This is a genomic window from Rossellomorea aquimaris (genome assembly GCF_008180865.1).
Lineage (GTDB): Bacteria > Bacillota > Bacilli > Bacillales > Bacillaceae_B > Rossellomorea > Rossellomorea yichunensis.
Genome location: NZ_VTEX01000003.1, coordinates 533,060 through 549,356 on the forward strand (window position 1 = coordinate 533,060; position 16,297 = coordinate 549,356).

Consider the following 16,297-nt stretch of genomic DNA (forward strand, 5'->3'; position numbering starts at 1 on the left):
AGGTCCGTCCCTCCTTATAACTGGGTCAGGAACATGGACAATGCCGGGAAGTAAGTGATGAGTAATAGGTCTAATACCATGACAATAATGAAAGGTGTGACTGCCCGGATTAATTTATCATAGGAGACATCTGCGATCCCTTTGACGATAAAGAGGTCTAATCCTACTGGAGGTGTGATTAAGCCGATGGAAAGATTCACAACCATTACGACTCCGAAAAAGACAGGATCGATTCCTACTCCCATGGCGATCGGCAGAAGCAGCGGTGTCAAGATCGTAATCGCAGCAGAAGCGTTTAAGAAGCAGCCTGCGATAAAGAATATAATATTGAACATGAGTAATATGAGTACCTTATTGTCCGAGATGCTTGTCACTAGTTGGGTTAGTTGTTGCGGAATCTGTTCTGCTGTCAAGAGCCACCCGAATAAGTTGGCCGCTGCGATAATAAATACGACCATCGCCGTCATTTTACCCGCCCTAAGGAATGATTCGGGTATGTCCTTCCAATCCATATCTTTATAAACGAACTTGTTAATAAAGAACGCATACGCCGCGGCTGCAGCACCCGCTTCGGTCGGAGTGAAGATCCCTCCACGAATCCCGAAAATGATGATCAGCGGCAGGACGAGAGCAAGTGCCCCTTCGAATAATGTACGCCTAAACGTAGTGAATTCAAACTTTCCTGCTTCTTCGGAGTAGTTATTCTTCCTTGTAATCCAATAATTTAACATCATGATGGAAAGACCGATAATGATTCCCGGGACAATCCCTGCCGTAAATAGATCCCCGATTGATACACCAGCTGTAACTCCATACACGATCATGGGAATGGAAGGGGGAATGACCACTGCGATCGTACCTGCACTCGCTACCGTAGCAGCAGCGAAGCCTTTGTCATATCCCTTTTGCTCCATCATGGGGATCATCATCTTCCCGACTGCTGCCGTGTCAGCAGCCCCTGAACCTGAAATTCCTGCAAAAAACATACTCGTTAACGTGGATACCTGTGCCAAGCCTGCACGGATCCAGCCAACCGTTGCAAAGGCAAAAGCCGCAATCCTCCGTCCCATGCTTCCCGACATCATGAATTCTCCTGTCAGCATAAAGAACGGGATGGCCAGTAGTGGAAATGAATCCGTAGATGTGATCAACCTCTGAGGAATGACTTCCAGTGGTACATAATAAATGCTTGCCAGAAATCCGGCTACGGAAGCCCAGATGAGAGATATGGCGATCGGGACTCCTATCAGCATCAAAAGAAACAAAATACCAAGAGCTACTACGGCAACGGTCATACTATCTCCCCCTTTTCATTAACTTATATTTGTTTGCTGCTGAACTTCTTCTACCTTCATCGCATCTTGGACGTCAACTTTTCCCTGTCTCACATCATATATATTGTTTACAGAATGGAGAAGGCAGATAATTGAGCTGAACAGTACTGTAACGTAGATGAGTGTCATGTTGATCCCCATTGCCGGAGAGATTTGCAGATTCGTATATTGCAGGATTCTGGCGCCAAAAAATATGAGGAAAAGAAACAGAGCTGAGTTTATCGCTTCCATAAAATAATGAAGATACTTCTTGGGCTTTTCAGATAAATAATGATGCAGGATTTCCACTTGGGCATGACCTTTTGCTTTGTATACAATACCTATACCTAAAAATACAATCCACACAAATAAATAACGAATGAGTTCTTCCGCCCATGTCAAGTTAAATACTGAAAAGTCAACCATGGGCAAAGCTTCATTTAAGATTGTGCTTTGAAGAACAAAACGGGAAAAAACCTGATATACCGTGATAACGAATGCAACCATAAAGAACCCTATCATAACCCATCGACTGATCCGATCTACCCTATTACTCAATTGAGAGATGAACTGTTTCAACATATAGCCCCCTTTTATTCCCTTAGACTTTCTATCTTTTCAAATAACTCTTTTCCAATAGATTCTTCAAACTCCTTGTATACAGGCTCAACTGCTTTTCTGAATGACTCTCTGTCAGGATTTTCCTCAATCTGAATGTCTGTCTTCTTTAAATCCTCGAGTAGTTTCTTTTCATCTTCAAGAGCTGCCTGTCGTTCATATTGGACGGCTTCCTTTGCAGCGTCATCGACTACTTCTTGTAGATTTTCCGGGAGGGTGTCAAAGGTTGTTTTACTCATGATGAATACGGCGGCATCGTAGTTGTGGGCGGTTAAGGATAAGTATTGTTGGACTTCATTGAATTTATTAAGGTAGATCTGAGCCAGTGGATTTTCTTGGCCGTCTACCACATGCTGCTCTAAAGCAGTATACAGTTCCCCGAACGGAATGGGGACAGGAGTTGAATCCAGTGATTTGATGAATGAGATATAGGGTGGTGATTCTTGAACACGGAGCTTTAAATTCGCTGCATCAGCGCTCGTTTTAATGGCCTTCTTGTTATTTGTCATATGTCTCCAGCCGTTTTCCATATAACCTAGATTAATGAGTCCTCTATTCTCCAAATCGGAGGCAATTTCGTTTCCAATCTCACCATCCAGCACTTTGAAAGCATGTTCCCTGCTTTCAAATAGGTATGGAAGATTAAGAAGATTGAACTTCGGTGCAAAGTTGGTGACAGGAGCGACAGAACCTATGTGGAAATGAATGGATCCAATCTGGGCACCTTCAATTTGATCACGGCCGTTCCCTAACTGACTGCTCGGAAAAATATCAATTTGAATCTTTCCGTCCGATCTTTCTTCTACCAGCTCTTTAAACTTTAACGCCCCTTTGTGATAAGGATGCGTTTCCGTCTGCAGATGACCAAGCCTCAGCACATATTCTGCAGGTCGTTCATTTCCTTTTGCCATGTTTGAACATCCACTTACCAGGATCATCATGATGATGGTTAGAAATGCCACGTACTTTTTCATGTAACACCCTCCTACTAACAAAATGTAAACCCTTACAATTTTCTGTAGATGAAATGATTACATTCTAGATGTTAAAAAACCCTCAGCATAAAGTCATGACATAGCCATCATCATGACTTCTTCAAGTCCAAAGGGTGACAAAGATTAACCTAATAAAGGAATTCCATGCTATGTATTCTTGACTGTCCATTTCAAGTCCTTCAAATTTAAAAACAATGGGACTTAGGGAACACTTTAGCATTTTCCACACTTAGGTACAGTCACCCAACCACTACCACTTATTTTATTTTCAATTTTCTAAAAAATCAATACTTTTTCATGATTTACAAAAAAATAATCGTTGAATGAACAAGTTAAAAGTGGTTTAATTAAAATATATTGGTTGGGTCACTGTACCATTCGCGTATTTTATAAGTCTATAAGGGGGTTTTGAAGTGAGTCCGATTGGAGCTGCCAAGACGAAAGAATCGTCTGTTTCCTTGGAATCCAGAAAGATGCGTAAATCATTACGTTTGAAAAAGGGTTGGATGAAAGGAGTTATCTTAACATTAGTGCTTGCTTTACTTGCGGGGATTATAGCCGATTATCCCATCTTCTCAGTCATGGGAGTGATGATTCTTTCCATTCTTCTCGGGATGAGCTGGAAGGGATTGATGGAAGTACCTGCAGATGCAGCCTCAGGGATCACCTTCAGCAGCAAAATTCTATTAAGGGCCGGTATAATCCTGATGGGATTACGATTAAACTTTGAACAAATCCTTTCCGCCGGCTTCTCCATTGTAATCATTGATGTTGTAGTCATTGTGTTCACTTTGGTTTTTATGATGTATCTGGGAAAGCTTCTGTCCATTGATCGTCATCTCTCTACTTTGATTGCGGTCGGAACGGCCGTTTGTGGAGCTGCAGCCATAGTCGCGGTTGCGCCGCTGATAGGAGCAAAAAAGGAACTGACTGCTATTTCAGTGGCATTCATTGCCATTATGGGAACGATTGTAACGATATTCTATACGTTTTTATACCCAGTACTCGGCTTCAATCCGTATGAATACGGTGTTTTGACAGGTGCTACCCTGCATGAATTGGCCCACGTGATCGCAGCTGCTGCACCTGGTGGAGACGTCAGCAGTGATACAGCCATTCTGGTTAAGCTTGGGAGAGTTGCCCTTCTTATTCCTGTTGCCATAGTGTTAGGCTCCATCTTTTCCAAAAAAAGCGGGAAAACTCCTGCACAAAAGCGGACATTCAAGGACTTACCCGTTCCTTGGTTCATTTTCGGATTCCTGTTCATGTGCTTAATCAATACCGTGGGAATCCTTCCTGACGCATTTACACAAATGCTTATCGCATTAAGTATTTTACTCTTATCCATGGCAATGGCCGGTTTGGGCCTTAGCGTCAATTTCTCGGAATTCAAGAAACTAAGCTCCAAGGTGCTGGTCACAGGTGTCCTAGGATCTTTTGCTTTAATACTATTGGGGATTCTCCTTACTAAGTTGTAAAAGGGAAAGTGCCAAATGTTTCACTAGAGGTTGAGCCACTCGACATGGTACACTGAATATACAGAATAATACCTGTCATGACATGTATCTATTCATATGAGAATCAAAACATTTTCAAATCTAAGAGGGTTTAGTCAACCTGATAAAAGCTACCATTTCACAGATGGATAGGGGCGATTGTATGCAATTAAATCGAAAAGGCATATCTGAACAAGTGGCAGATAGCATAAAGAAGAAAATACAAGATGGGGAATTTAAAGTCGGGGACAAAATTCCCGGAGAACGGGAAATGGGGATCGAGCTTTCCGTCAGCCGGAATACGGTGAGAGAAGCATATAAGATCCTGGAAGCTTACGGTTATATAACAGCGAAACACGGAACAGGTGTATTCGTTGCAACACCTGAACATCAGATACAAAAAATGACAGAAGCCTTTTTTGTATCTTCTGATCAAATTAATGATTTTTTCTCTGTGCGTAAGATTCTCGAAGAATGGACGGTAAAATGGTCCATTGAAAACTCCAACGAAGAGCAATTCCGTGAACTAGAACACATCCTGGAAGAAGCCAATGAGATCCTGAGAGCTGGCGAAGTGAACTATGAAAGACTGGCAGAGCTTGACCATAAATTTCATTTAACATTAGCGAACAATTCAAATAACATTGTTCTCATCCGAATCATGAATTTCCTTATTGATCTATTATCAGAATCACGTACCAAGTCGATCCAAATTCCCGGCAGAGCCTTACAGTCGGTCCAAGAGCATGCCAAGATACTGGAAGCCATGAAACAAAACAATATTAATCTGGCACAGAAATATATGAAAGAACATATAGAGAGCGTGGAACATTCCATTAAGGAAAATATAGATTCCCTTTAACCTCACATTGAAAGAGCCGGCTTCCCCACCTGGGAAGCCGGCTCTTTTGGGTTATCTGTTGATGGGTTGTTGAGAAGACAATGGGGCAGGGAGTTCAACTCCAAATTGGCTGCCTAATGAGCACAATTCTTCCACTACACTTTCGGATAACTGCACTCCTTCCCGTTGACGTTTATCCCATTCCCTTTTTCTTCTTTCCCCCGGGTAACGGATTTCATCGTTTCCTGTGACTTTCGGGACAGCTTTCATTTCTTCTAATAAGTTTTTAATAGAATCAAAGAATACATTCAGGTTGATGAACTTTTCTATATCCATGAGAATGAAAAAGTGACCCACATTTGCGTTTTCCTTTTCCTCATCCTCATAAATACTCTTCACATGCGGACCAAATGCCGCCCCCGTTAAGAGACCAGTCAATATTTCGACAGCCAGTGCCAGGGCTGACCCCTTTGCTCCCCCTAGAGGCAGGACAGAACCATTCAACGCCGCTTTCGGATCATTAGTCGGTTCCCCTTTTTCATCGATTGCCCATCCTTCTGGAATCGTCTGTCCCTGTTTTTCTGCTAAAATGATTTTCCCTCTTGCTACAACGCTCGTGGATAAATCAATAATGACAGGTTGATCATCCCCCGTAGGAAAACCGAATGCCATAGGGTTCGTGCCAAAGAAAGCTTCCCTTCCTCCCCACGGAGCTATACCCGGGGGTGAATTGGTGAAACCGATACAAGCAAGATTTTGTTCACAAGCCAGTTGACAAAAATATGAGGCTGTCCCGAAGTGATTGCTATTTTTAATCGCGATAGCTGTTACACCGCTCTGTTTTGCCATCTCGATTCCTTTTTTTATCGCCTTATAGCTGATGACATGACCAAGCCCATTATCACCGTTCACTACGAGAACAGAAGGACTTTTTTGCTCCATCTGAATGGTTGGATTCAGGTTGATCCTTTGATCGCTGAACCGTTTTGCATAGATGGAAAGCCTGCTGATACCATGACTATCCACCCCTTCTAGATTAGCCCTTAAAAGGGATTCTGCCACGACTGCAGCATGATCCTCCATCATCCCCATTTCCTCTAACAGCTTTTTGCAAAATTGACGTAAATCAGATTCAGCATACGTAGTCATTTTCTGCTCCTTCTCATCATAATGTTTTCTCCATAAACATGGACTCCCCACACATAAAATGTGCAGGGAGTAAGAAATCAAGCACTGCGATATAACTTCGTCATGACGAATTCTTTATGACCTAATGCTTCTGCACAAGTGAGTCGTCCATTCACCGTACGGCAAATCATTTCCATTAATTGATCTCCCGCTTGCTCCAAGGAAATTTGACGAGAAAGGAGTCCTTGCACATCCACATCAATATGTTCGCTCATCGTACCCGCCGTAATAGGGTTCGCCGTAATTTTCACAACCGGTTCGATCGGGTTGCCGATGATATTTCCCTGGCCTGTCGGGAAAAGGTGCAGGACCGCTCCACCGGCTGCCATGAGAGTAATGCATTCTGCCGCTGCAGAGGACGTATCCATGAAATAAAGCCCGTTTCCATTAGCCGGTGCTTCAGCAGGATCCAATACGCCAATAACCTCTTTCGTTCCGGTCTTGGCAATGTTACCAAGTGCTTTCTCTTCAATGGTAGAAAGTCCTCCGGCAATATTACCTTGAGTAGGCTGAGATCCTAATAAATCGACTCCCTTGGAATCAATTTCACCTACATAGTCATTGTAGACCGCCATGAATTTCTCGTGTAACTCAGGCGTCGCCATCCGACCGCGGATGAGATGTTCGCCACCTGTCAATTCGGATGTTTCTCCAAAGAATACAGTAGCGCCGGCTTCTACCAAACGATCGACCGCCTGGGCCACTGTAGGACAGGATCCAAGACCAGTCGTTGTATCAGACTCACCGCACTTGATACTGACGGTTAAGTCCTTTAGTTCTACCGGTTCTTTCTGAAGCTCCGAAGCCCACTGAACATACTCCTTCGCTTTCCATGAAGCAGCCCGGATCGTTTCTAAATCCCCGTTTCCTTCAATGGAGAAGTACGAAACAGGCTTTCCGGTTTCAGCAATTCCATCAGCAATTTTCTTCGACCAGTTCTCTTCAATTCCAATCACGACCACAGCTGCCACGTTAGGGTTGGAACCTGTTCCGATCATTGTCCTGAAGTGCAGATCAAGATCAGGTCCATACTGAAGTCTTCCGTACGCGTGAGGCAAAGCCATTGTACCTTGGACCTGTCTCGCTACCGCTTCACAAGCAGCATTTGAAATGTCATCCACCGGTAATATAATGACGTGATTACGAATTCCAACTTTACCATTTTCTCTGCGATAACCATATAATGTTTGTTCCATCCTTACCACCTCGCCGTTTTAATGTTATGAGTGTGGACGTAGTCGCCTACTTCCCATTTTTCCGTTGTAATACCGATTTGAACGCCATATTTTAACACTGGCTCATCCTTCTCTAAAGAAACCAATGAGATCTTGTGGCCTAATGGAACATCCCCTTTTGAGGTGACTTCTACTTCTGAATTGTCATCCATGAAAATCCCTATCACCTTTTCCCCTGCTGCAATCGGTGACGTGGCAACTCCTACATGATCACCATTGTGATGGATTAGAAACTTATGAGTGCTCACCGCTTTTGAATCTTGTGCATTTCTTTCTGTAACCGTACCTGCCTGACTATTGTGACTCATTATGGTGCCTCCTTTTATATTGGTTGAGTGACCCAACCACTTAATATATCTTTATTAAACCACCTATCAATCTGTTAGTCAATGAGATTATTTAAATTTTCAGAATTTAATTTCGACAATTTACACAGTGCATAGAGAACGCTCGCCTTTTAATACTTTCCCAATTTCCTTTGCCACTAAAAAGGACGTACGGACTTGGGACTCTTCTGTCAATCCTGCGATATGAGGAGTGATGGTGACGTTTTCACAAAGAAGGAGAGGATGTGAGCCCAGTATCGGTTCACGTTCTAGTACATCCAGGTAAGCTCCTGCTATTTGTTGATTCTGCAAGGCTGAAGCCAGGGCTTGTTCATCAATGATGCCACCTCTTGAAGTATTAATAACATAAGAAGATGGCTTCATTCTATTTAATTCAGCTGTTGAAAGGAGATGCTGCGTTGATGGCGAAAGAGGGACATGGAGGGAAATGAAATCTGATTCCACCAACAATTCTTGAAGGGTTTCTTTTACATCTACACCGGTTTCAGAAACCACATGATCATACTCTGTGATGAACGGATCATACCCGATGATGTTCATGCCAAATGCATTGGCGCGCTTCGCTACACGGTGAGAAATTTCCCCAAGACCGATCAATCCAAGGGTTTTCTGATAAAGCTCCCCACCTGTATATTTCTTTCGATTCCACTGTCCGTTGCGAACATCGGAACTTGCCAAATGGAGGGGTCTTGATGAGCTTAGAATCGCTGTGAGTACATATTCCGCTACAGAAGTTGCGTTGGCATGACGGGCAAACACTACCGGAATATCTTTCTCTTTCGCCCGTTTAACATCAATATTATCCAACCCGACCCCGAGCCTGCCGATTGCCTTAATGCGGGTGCCTGCTTCCATTAATTCTTCGTCAACGATTGTCTGGTTTCTTACAATCACCGCATCGTATAAAGGAAGAACTTGAAGCAACCTTTCTCTATCGTTCCAAAGGGTTTCATCATAGTCGACCTCAAACCCTTGATTCTTCAGCTCTTCAATTCCTTCTCTCCAGATTAACTCTGTGATCAATGCTTTCATTTAGAATCCTCCCTTTTGATAGTCACCACATTATGGTTTGGTCACCCAACCAATATCTACTTATCATTTAATCACTTCGCGTTTGCCTGGTCAATTATTTTTTGAATATTCTTTATGTTCCCGACCGGTTCTACCTAAATACAAAACCCCTCCTATAAATGCACCTTTACTTTTCCTCCCAATTATTTTTAAACAAACGTTTGATTAATCAAATCCACCCCTCTCACAGCAATGTTAGGACAGTTAAGCGATCGTTTAACATACAAGAGAAAGTCCTGGACTATGTGAAAATAGCACAGGACCCTTTCGAATCGATTCAATCATCTTTATACTCCACTAACTTTTCTACAACTCCACTCTCATCTCAACTGCACCTTCTCCACCAAATACCATGAAGTGCTTCTTGATGGGACCTTCACTTCAGCAAATGCTATCATTTCTACCATCAATAATGCATTGTCAGTGCTCCGGTTAACACTTTCAAAGAATGTTTCAGAATTTTTTCAAGTTCGTTCACCTCTCTATTTTGGCAATCCAATTATAGGTGTTTACTAAGATTTCAGGATATTCCTCCTACTTTCAATCGACAAAACCCGTAATCTCATCCTTTTGGAGTGGTTTTGTCAGTTCCGGTCGTTACACCTGCAAATTTTGTAATAAAAATAAATAACAATCCCTATATATTCGAGATCTTTTATAGTGGAAAATAAAATAAAAAAGCATAAGGGGAGTGAAGATCATAATGAAGATGATCCATAAGTTTCTCGCCACTTACTATTACACCCTGATACAGGACTGTCTTGATGAAAAAATGAAAGAACACCTGCTCCGGAAACTACACTATCATGAATCAAAATTAAGTACGTAGAAAGATCTCGCTTGTTTCGTCTACTTTTTAATTCTTATAATGACCTTTTTTCAATCAATAAAAAAGCCCTCAACCGCAATGGATTGAAGACCTCGGAGAGCTATCCCCTTATAAAATACTTCATTAAATAATCGAGCCAGACCTTATTTCCTTTTTCGTTAGGTATATTTTCCTCTGTTAAATAGTCCTTTAATTCTTTACTATTGTAATCCGGCCATGCATCCCAATGATTAAGATAAACGTATTTTTCCCCTCTGGAATGCTTTTCTAAATCAGTTTCTTCCTGAGGGTAGTAATAAGCACCTGCAATTGGATTGGCCGGTTGGATGATGAATGTGATTTCAGGATTCTGTTTCTTGAAATCTCCAAGGATCGTCTCAAGGTTGTTTATGCGGTTCGACATTCTTATTTCCCCGTTGTCATTCAGTAGAAATGGTTCCAGCAAGAGAATATCCGGCTTCATATCAGCCAGTGGTTTATGTAATTCCTCCTTCACAACCTGTTGGGAAGTTTTTTCGGCGATTTCTTTCAATGTCACTTTTATTAAATCGTGGCCGTACCTGTCGAGCAGTGCCTTTTCTAGTTCTTTCGGCCACGCCCCTTCCTTCCCAGAAGTAGAAGAAGAGCCAAGAAGCATCAGGTGGACTGGTTCGTCTCCCTCAATCTTTTTCTTAAACGTTTCTTTTAATTCTGGCGGAAGATAATTCAACTTGTCTAATTTCACCAGTCTATTCTTCACTTCTTCAGCCGCAACTTTTTCCTCATCCTCTTCTTTCTTCTCTTCCATATTCATACCTGTTCGATAACCCGATACTTTTTCCGTATGACCTTTCACCTGAACAGCCGAAACCCTTTGATCCCAATGGTACTTACCACCCGCTAATGTAGATAATGTGACAATGGCCAGAACACCCAACCAAAACTTCCTCATACTCATCCCCCATAACGTAAAGTCTATGAATCATATGATAGAGGAGATAGAGTACAGAATTTGTATATACGTGTAGATGGAGGTTCGAAAAGTTACGACAAAATAATTGGTTTTATTTGGGTTTTAAATAAACATATTAGACTAGTAGCCGATATTAAACAGGAATACATTATGAATATCAGGAGCTAGTAAGATGACAATAATGAAGAATATAACCAAAGGGCTGATTACCTTCTTCTTCCTTGGACTCGTTATGCTTAAAGCACTGGAATGGTCGCTCTATCTCTTTGTGGCAAAACCCGCTGCTGAAGAAGTTGCTTATGATGTGGCATCCTATGTTGAAGCGAATGATCGATTCTTTAGCGAAGACACTTTGAACGAATACCTGGCCGATTATAAGAAAAAGGATATGCAGATAAGAGTTCTCTTTAATCAACATCCTGATGACAAAAGGTTCGTGGTGAAAGTAGATGTAACGGCAAATTGGGATAGTATTTATTCCCCTACTGCCTATTTTCAAACGAGAGGTGTTAACTTCGGAGAATCTCCCATTCAATCTATATTCGCAAGATTTGATAGTCAATCCGATAACTTTTCTAACCATATAACCCCGATGTCCGAGGCACCCATTCAATCAGAAACAGTCTCTGCTCAAGAAGAAAAGAAAACCGTTAAGCCCGTCAAAGCTAAACCAATGGAGGAAAATACGGCAGCCCCACCTGTTAAAGATGAGGACATAAGGGAACTAGTGGAAAATTATGTTGTATTAGGTATGGAGGCAATCAGAAAGGAAGACTTTTCATCCATCGAACCTTTATTAGATCCTTACGGAAAAATGTATAAAGAAAGCCAGGAATCGATTAAGACGATTAATCGAAGGGGTTTGAAAGAAGAAGTGCTCACCGTTCAAGTTCAACGTATCACGGAAAATACCCCGTCCGAATTCACTGCCGATACATATGAAGAATTCAAGATCACTTATCAAGACGGCACAGAAATGATCAAAGGATTTACTAGTTCCTATCGGATTATAGCCTTAGAGAACAATCGCTTAGTCATGAATGAAACCATCAGTGTAAAAGAAGTGTTCTCTGAAGAAGTCCAGGCACAGAGAGAAAGATTGCCAATTGAGATAATAAAAGATACGTGTATCAGTTGTCACGGAAGCTACTTGGAAGGCGGAGCAGGTCCTGGCTTGGTCGGGTTAAGTCAAAGGATGTCAGAAGAAAACATTATCACCATTTTGGAAAATGGGAATGATAATATGCCTGCTGGACTTGTATCTCCTGACGAAGCGAGGCTATTGGCTGATTTCCTAATAAACTTAGAAGAATACGGACATGATTAATCCAGTGTATGGATAAAAAAGCCAATCCATTGTCTAATACACAATGGATTGGCTTTTTAATTCACAGGCACCAATTCAAACTGACCATTCTCACGTTTTACCCGGTACACACCTTCCGAAATTTCATGGTCTGTATACGGAGATAACCCATCTTTCAAATAAGCATCACTTTCCAGCACCATCAAGAAATCCGATTTCATCAATACTTCCAATAAGTAAGCGAGCTGATCTTCTTTTTCAACCCCTTTGATGAAAGAATAGTTCATCGACAATTGTTCATACCTGATCAAATAGCTGAAATATCCCCCGTCCTCGGCACTTCCCGGACTATAATACGTAATCATAGGTTCTGATACCCCTGATGTTTTAATCAGAGAAGAGAACTCTTTCACGTCCCTCCGAAGTTCAACATGTGCTTCCGGACGTGTCACCAGGACTCCCAGGTGTCCGATGTAGGGCAATAAGAAGCAGGCCGCCAACAAGATACCCGTCACCCGTCTGAAGGACTTCGCATATTTGGACCACACATACACAATCGATGTCATGAGCAATCCGCCTACATACACGGTAATGGTCGACTGATAACGGTTAAATCCTGCAAGTCTGGACGCTTCGTTTTCCGGCATCAGATATACATACATATAATATAAAGAACAAGTATAAAGTAGGTAGAAGAGATTAAATTGGACAACAGAATATACAAGTTCCTTCGGTAATTTACGCTTCATACTGACAATTAATATAAGAGCGGTCAGATTCATCACCAATAATGACATCACATGAGGAGAAGACAAGGGGTTCAATGCAGCATTCATCATCATCCCATCAAAACTTGCCAGGAACTCATCCGATTTTTGGATATCCTTCAGTTTATCCTCCGTAATTGCAAACTTATTATCCCCATAACTCTCGCTATAAGCATTTATCGTATAAGTATGCCAAAGTATATTCATCACTAAAGGAAGAACCATCAATAAAGCCAATGAAGCATATGGCATGACCTTATCGATTCTCTTTTCAATCCCTTCCCGGTGTGATGCAATCAATATTCCTGACATAGCAATGCCGTTAAACAGGAGGAAGACCTTCCCGCTATCCTTTAATAGAATCAAAAAGAGTACGATTGGAAGATTCACCAGCAACATTCTTTTCCAATCTTTCCGGTAAAAATATGCCATAATAGGAACAGCTAAAGCGACTGATCCCAAGATGATATCAACCAATAAACTGTAGAAGATCTTTGCATTCACTAACAGGAGTGTTAAGGAAATGACCCAAGGCAGAATAACCGTCCACGGTTTCTTCCAGGAACTCCACGTGAAAAGAACAGTGAATCCAGCCATCGTCATGAACCCCTGCGCCATCAACGCCAAACTCTCATGGAATCCTAATCGTTCAAGAAAATAATAAATAAATACAGCGCTTCCAGGTGGATAGTTCTGAAAAGTCACCAACGTACTGGCATCCGGCAGACCATCAAGCCTTACAATCTCCTTCACCACTAACCCCCAGTGGCTGAAGTCATCATAGTTTAAAAAGAGGCTCCCCCTCATGTAAACCATCACAAACAAAACAGCCAAAGAGAAAAACACCAGCGAAGGATGCGCCAAAGGTTTAAATGATAACTTATTTATAAGGAATAATAGCAGATAAATCAAACATAAAAGTAAACCGGAATAATAGACGAAGTTTGCCGCCGATGGCATACCATTCATCAACCCGGCTCCAAAAAGTACTGTCGTAACACTTGAAAAAAGAAATAACGGTATAAAGGCAGGATGAATCTTCACCTTATATAGGAAAAACAATCCCCATCCGGCTAGGGATAGAAACAATAAGAGTAAGAAAAACATAGAAGTAAACATGAGGCCCCCTGATACGCATAAAACGTTTAATAGATTCACTTATTATACCATTCTTCATTGGCACAACCCATCATACAAACAAGGAAACTCCTTGTTTAAGCTTCTTCCATTTTTCTTCTTTTGTTACTAAACTTTTCAAAGTGATGAAGGCAGAGAAAGACATGGTAGTAAATGAGTGTAGCTGGAACACTATAAATGGCAAAAACCATAGTCAATCCTAACCCATCTGACGTGACGCCAAGGAACAATCCAGGAAAAACAGCTACTATTATATACAACATGAGTTGGAACAAATATACTCTACGCTTAATTCTCAGAGCATCCGTCACCTTATCAATCAGATAACCCCCTAATAGTCCAAACACAAGATAGATGGGAATTGAAGGCATGATCGTCATGACAAAACCATCAATAAAATTCATATAACAACATTCATATTCTCTTTCTTCCATAGGGGTATACATTGCCCACCCCATAAACAGAGCAAAAAACAATGGCGATATGAAAGCCGCCAATGCTTTGTTGTAAAGATCTTTCATTAGACATCACCTGAGATTGTTTTTATATTGTTTATATTACCATATCCACTTGTGAAACGAATCACATATCCAACTAAAAAAAGAACCCTTTACCATTCGTTTGATAAAAGAGTTCCTTTTCGTTATTGCTCAATTACTCCGACCATACTTCTCGCAAGCAAAACAGATTATGATCATCATAGTCCAAACTGTACTCCATGCTACGGTAGAGCATTCCACCTTTTAATGGCCAATTGATTCCTCAGGTTTGCCACTTCCAATCAAATCATCGTCAGCAATCCTTTGAAAACGTTCTTCGGATCGCATTTTCAAATTCTGCTTCAGGTACCTGTGACCTTGCATATTTCTTTGTTACATTAATATCTCTATGACCGGCAAGCCTTGATACCACTTCAAGACTGACACCTTGATCGATAAGATGCTGGCAAAATGTATGGCGCAGCTTTTGCGCATTTATATGGAACTTCTTAAGCATATATTGGACCGATCTCTCCGTTAATCGCTCATTCGATTTAGAAACGAACAATGCTTCCTGTGGTTGGATAGCTTCCATATAGTCAGAAAGAGAATGCACTGCTTCTTCCGACAGAGGGATAATCCGTTGATCCCCATGAGTATCCGAAACGCTTACTTGTTTCTTTTGCAGATCCATATCCGCTATATTAAGGGCACAAAGCTCTGATACCCGTATCCCCGTATGAAGCAGCATATACACAATCGCTATATTTCTTTCATTTTCACTTTCCCTTACTTCTGATAAAAGCGCTTCACATTCATACTTAGACAGCGTTTCGATCTCATCCTTTTTGCTTCCTTGTTTAATCTTTATATCAAACGTAATGTCAGGTTTTTTTAAATATTTTGCAAAAGTACGTATCACTCCCAAGATTTTATCCGTCGTGATCGGACTCTTACCCTTTTCTTCTAAAAATAGAATGTAATCCTGAACTTCACGATGAGTAATGTCTTTTAACTCTCTGTGATTCTGTTGAAGCCACTTCTCAAATTTCTTAAGCTCCTGATGGTAAGTCGAGATGGTATTTGATGATTTTCCTTCATGTTCAAGCCATGTTAAAAACTGATCAATTGTAGTACTAGAAGATCCTTGCAAGAGTACCACCCTTTCGAATCAAGCCTTTGTTTACTATTATCGTAGAACTTATAGATGAAGAAGTCAACTTCTCCGAACGTAGAAGGGTATAATGAGGGAGGAATAATCCTTTTTTTGAAATTAGAATTTAACCAAGCCACAAAAAAAGAGTAACTCCTAAGAGCTACTCTTTCTTCACATTTGCCTGGCGACGTCCTACTCTCACAGGGGGAGATCCCCCAACTACCATCGGCGCTGAAGAGCTTAACTTCCGTGTTCGGCATGGGAACGGGTGTGACCTCTTCGCCATTATCACCAGACGAATATTCAATTGAAGGATTGTTCCTTCAAAACTAGATAAAGAATTGATGTCAAGAAAGCCGAATATCGACCAATTGTTGTTCATTTAAAAAATGACTCTTTGTGGTTAAGTCCTCGATCGATTAGTATCAGTCAACTCCACATGTCGCCATGCTTCCATCTCTGACCTATCTACCTAGTCATCTTCTAGGGATCTTACTCACATACGTGATGGGAAATCTCATCTCGAGGGGGGCTTCATGCTTAGATGCTTTCAGCACTTATCCCTTC

Annotated in this window: 14 protein-coding genes and 2 rRNA genes; 3 read left to right on the forward strand and 13 right to left on the reverse strand. The window is 41.4% G+C overall.

Annotation, left to right across the window (positions count from 1 at the left end):
- Nucleotides 1-14: 14 nt before the first annotated feature.
- From FZC88_RS15190 to FZC88_RS15200, 3 genes are read right to left on the reverse strand one after another with little or no spacing between them, the layout of a single operon-like run.
- Nucleotides 15-1,295 carry a TRAP transporter large permease gene (locus FZC88_RS15190; protein ID WP_148995511.1) on the reverse strand — a complete coding sequence of 427 codons (1,281 nt, stop codon included), beginning with the start codon at nucleotides 1,293-1,295 and terminating at the stop codon, nucleotides 15-17.
- Between the two features lie 18 nt (nucleotides 1,296-1,313).
- A complete protein-coding gene (locus FZC88_RS15195) occupies nucleotides 1,314-1,892 on the reverse strand; it encodes a TRAP transporter small permease (protein WP_148995551.1) in 579 nt (192 codons plus the stop codon).
- Nucleotides 1,893-1,906: 14 nt separating this feature from the next.
- Nucleotides 1,907-2,905: a TRAP transporter substrate-binding protein gene (locus tag FZC88_RS15200; protein ID WP_148995512.1), complete on the reverse strand. Its 999-nt coding sequence runs from the start codon at nucleotides 2,903-2,905 to the stop codon at nucleotides 1,907-1,909.
- A gap of 434 nt (nucleotides 2,906-3,339) precedes the next feature.
- Between FZC88_RS15200 and FZC88_RS15205 the strand changes: the two genes are divergently transcribed.
- Both FZC88_RS15205 and FZC88_RS15210 read left to right on the forward strand, forming a co-directional pair.
- Nucleotides 3,340-4,404 carry a YeiH family protein gene (locus FZC88_RS15205; RefSeq protein ID WP_262371879.1) on the forward strand — a complete coding sequence of 355 codons (1,065 nt, stop codon included), beginning with the start codon at nucleotides 3,340-3,342 and terminating at the stop codon, nucleotides 4,402-4,404.
- Between the two features lie 181 nt (nucleotides 4,405-4,585).
- A complete protein-coding gene (locus tag FZC88_RS15210; RefSeq protein WP_148995513.1) occupies nucleotides 4,586-5,284 on the forward strand; it encodes a FadR/GntR family transcriptional regulator in 699 nt (232 codons plus the stop codon).
- 51 nt (nucleotides 5,285-5,335) lie between these two features.
- On the opposite strand, the gene FZC88_RS15215 is transcribed toward FZC88_RS15210, so the two are convergent.
- The 5 genes from FZC88_RS15215 to FZC88_RS15235 form a co-directional block, all read right to left on the reverse strand.
- Complete coding sequence (locus FZC88_RS15215) at nucleotides 5,336-6,412, reverse strand: Ldh family oxidoreductase (RefSeq protein WP_148995514.1); 1,077 nt, start codon at nucleotides 6,410-6,412, stop codon at nucleotides 5,336-5,338.
- A 77-nt stretch (nucleotides 6,413-6,489) separates the two neighbouring features.
- On the reverse strand, nucleotides 6,490-7,647 hold the full coding sequence (locus FZC88_RS15220) for a UxaA family hydrolase (RefSeq protein ID WP_148995515.1): 1,158 nt from the start codon (nucleotides 7,645-7,647) through the stop codon (nucleotides 6,490-6,492).
- 2 nt (nucleotides 7,648-7,649) lie between these two features.
- Nucleotides 7,650-7,994: a UxaA family hydrolase gene (locus FZC88_RS15225; protein WP_148995516.1), complete on the reverse strand. Its 345-nt coding sequence runs from the start codon at nucleotides 7,992-7,994 to the stop codon at nucleotides 7,650-7,652.
- Nucleotides 7,995-8,114: 120 nt separating this feature from the next.
- Nucleotides 8,115-9,065, reverse strand: a complete 951-nt coding sequence (locus FZC88_RS15230) for a hydroxyacid dehydrogenase (protein ID WP_148995517.1) — start codon at nucleotides 9,063-9,065, stop codon at nucleotides 8,115-8,117.
- A gap of 968 nt (nucleotides 9,066-10,033) precedes the next feature.
- A complete protein-coding gene (locus tag FZC88_RS15235) occupies nucleotides 10,034-10,864 on the reverse strand; it encodes an SGNH/GDSL hydrolase family protein (RefSeq protein WP_148995518.1) in 831 nt (276 codons plus the stop codon).
- A 193-nt stretch (nucleotides 10,865-11,057) separates the two neighbouring features.
- Here FZC88_RS15235 and FZC88_RS15240 point away from each other — a divergent pair, with 193 nt between their 5' ends.
- A complete protein-coding gene (locus FZC88_RS15240) occupies nucleotides 11,058-12,212 on the forward strand; it encodes a c-type cytochrome (protein ID WP_148995519.1) in 1,155 nt (384 codons plus the stop codon).
- A gap of 56 nt (nucleotides 12,213-12,268) precedes the next feature.
- On the opposite strand, the gene FZC88_RS15245 is transcribed toward FZC88_RS15240, so the two are convergent.
- From FZC88_RS15245 to FZC88_RS15265, 5 genes are all read right to left on the reverse strand, one after another.
- A complete protein-coding gene (locus FZC88_RS15245) occupies nucleotides 12,269-14,077 on the reverse strand; it encodes a hypothetical protein (RefSeq protein ID WP_148995520.1) in 1,809 nt (602 codons plus the stop codon).
- Nucleotides 14,078-14,172: 95 nt separating this feature from the next.
- Nucleotides 14,173-14,616 carry a hypothetical protein gene (locus FZC88_RS15250; protein WP_148995521.1) on the reverse strand — a complete coding sequence of 148 codons (444 nt, stop codon included), beginning with the start codon at nucleotides 14,614-14,616 and terminating at the stop codon, nucleotides 14,173-14,175.
- Between the two features lie 271 nt (nucleotides 14,617-14,887).
- The gene (locus tag FZC88_RS15255) at nucleotides 14,888-15,727 is read right to left on the reverse strand and encodes a tyrosine-type recombinase/integrase (RefSeq protein WP_187443647.1); all 840 of its coding nucleotides are present in this window, start codon (nucleotides 15,725-15,727) and stop codon (nucleotides 14,888-14,890) included.
- Between the two features lie 182 nt (nucleotides 15,728-15,909).
- Nucleotides 15,910-16,026: ribosomal RNA gene (rrf, locus tag FZC88_RS15260) — 5S ribosomal RNA — on the reverse strand.
- A gap of 103 nt (nucleotides 16,027-16,129) precedes the next feature.
- Nucleotides 16,130-16,297, reverse strand: a 23S ribosomal RNA gene (locus FZC88_RS15265); the annotation flags it as partial.

What these genes read in the sequence shown, in the direction of transcription:
- FZC88_RS15190 (WP_148995511.1), bottom strand. Translation starts at nt 1,295, where the DNA reads ATGACCGTTGCCGTAGTAGCTCTTGGTATTTTGTTTCTTTTGATGCTG.
- FZC88_RS15200 (WP_148995512.1), bottom strand. Translation starts at nt 2,905, where the DNA reads ATGAAAAAGTACGTGGCATTTCTAACCATCATCATGATGATCCTGGTA.
- FZC88_RS15210 (WP_148995513.1), top strand. Translation starts at nt 4,586, where the DNA reads ATGCAATTAAATCGAAAAGGCATATCTGAACAAGTGGCAGATAGCATA.
- FZC88_RS15215 (WP_148995514.1), bottom strand. Translation starts at nt 6,412, where the DNA reads ATGACTACGTATGCTGAATCTGATTTACGTCAATTTTGCAAAAAGCTG.
- FZC88_RS15220 (WP_148995515.1), bottom strand. Translation starts at nt 7,647, where the DNA reads ATGGAACAAACATTATATGGTTATCGCAGAGAAAATGGTAAAGTTGGA.
- FZC88_RS15225 (WP_148995516.1), bottom strand. Translation starts at nt 7,994, where the DNA reads ATGAGTCACAATAGTCAGGCAGGTACGGTTACAGAAAGAAATGCACAA.
- FZC88_RS15230 (WP_148995517.1), bottom strand. Translation starts at nt 9,065, where the DNA reads ATGAAAGCATTGATCACAGAGTTAATCTGGAGAGAAGGAATTGAAGAG.
- FZC88_RS15235 (WP_148995518.1), bottom strand. Translation starts at nt 10,864, where the DNA reads ATGAGGAAGTTTTGGTTGGGTGTTCTGGCCATTGTCACATTATCTACA.
- FZC88_RS15240 (WP_148995519.1), top strand. Translation starts at nt 11,058, where the DNA reads ATGACAATAATGAAGAATATAACCAAAGGGCTGATTACCTTCTTCTTC.
- FZC88_RS15245 (WP_148995520.1), bottom strand. Translation starts at nt 14,077, where the DNA reads ATGTTTACTTCTATGTTTTTCTTACTCTTATTGTTTCTATCCCTAGCC.
- FZC88_RS15250 (WP_148995521.1), bottom strand. Translation starts at nt 14,616, where the DNA reads ATGAAAGATCTTTACAACAAAGCATTGGCGGCTTTCATATCGCCATTG.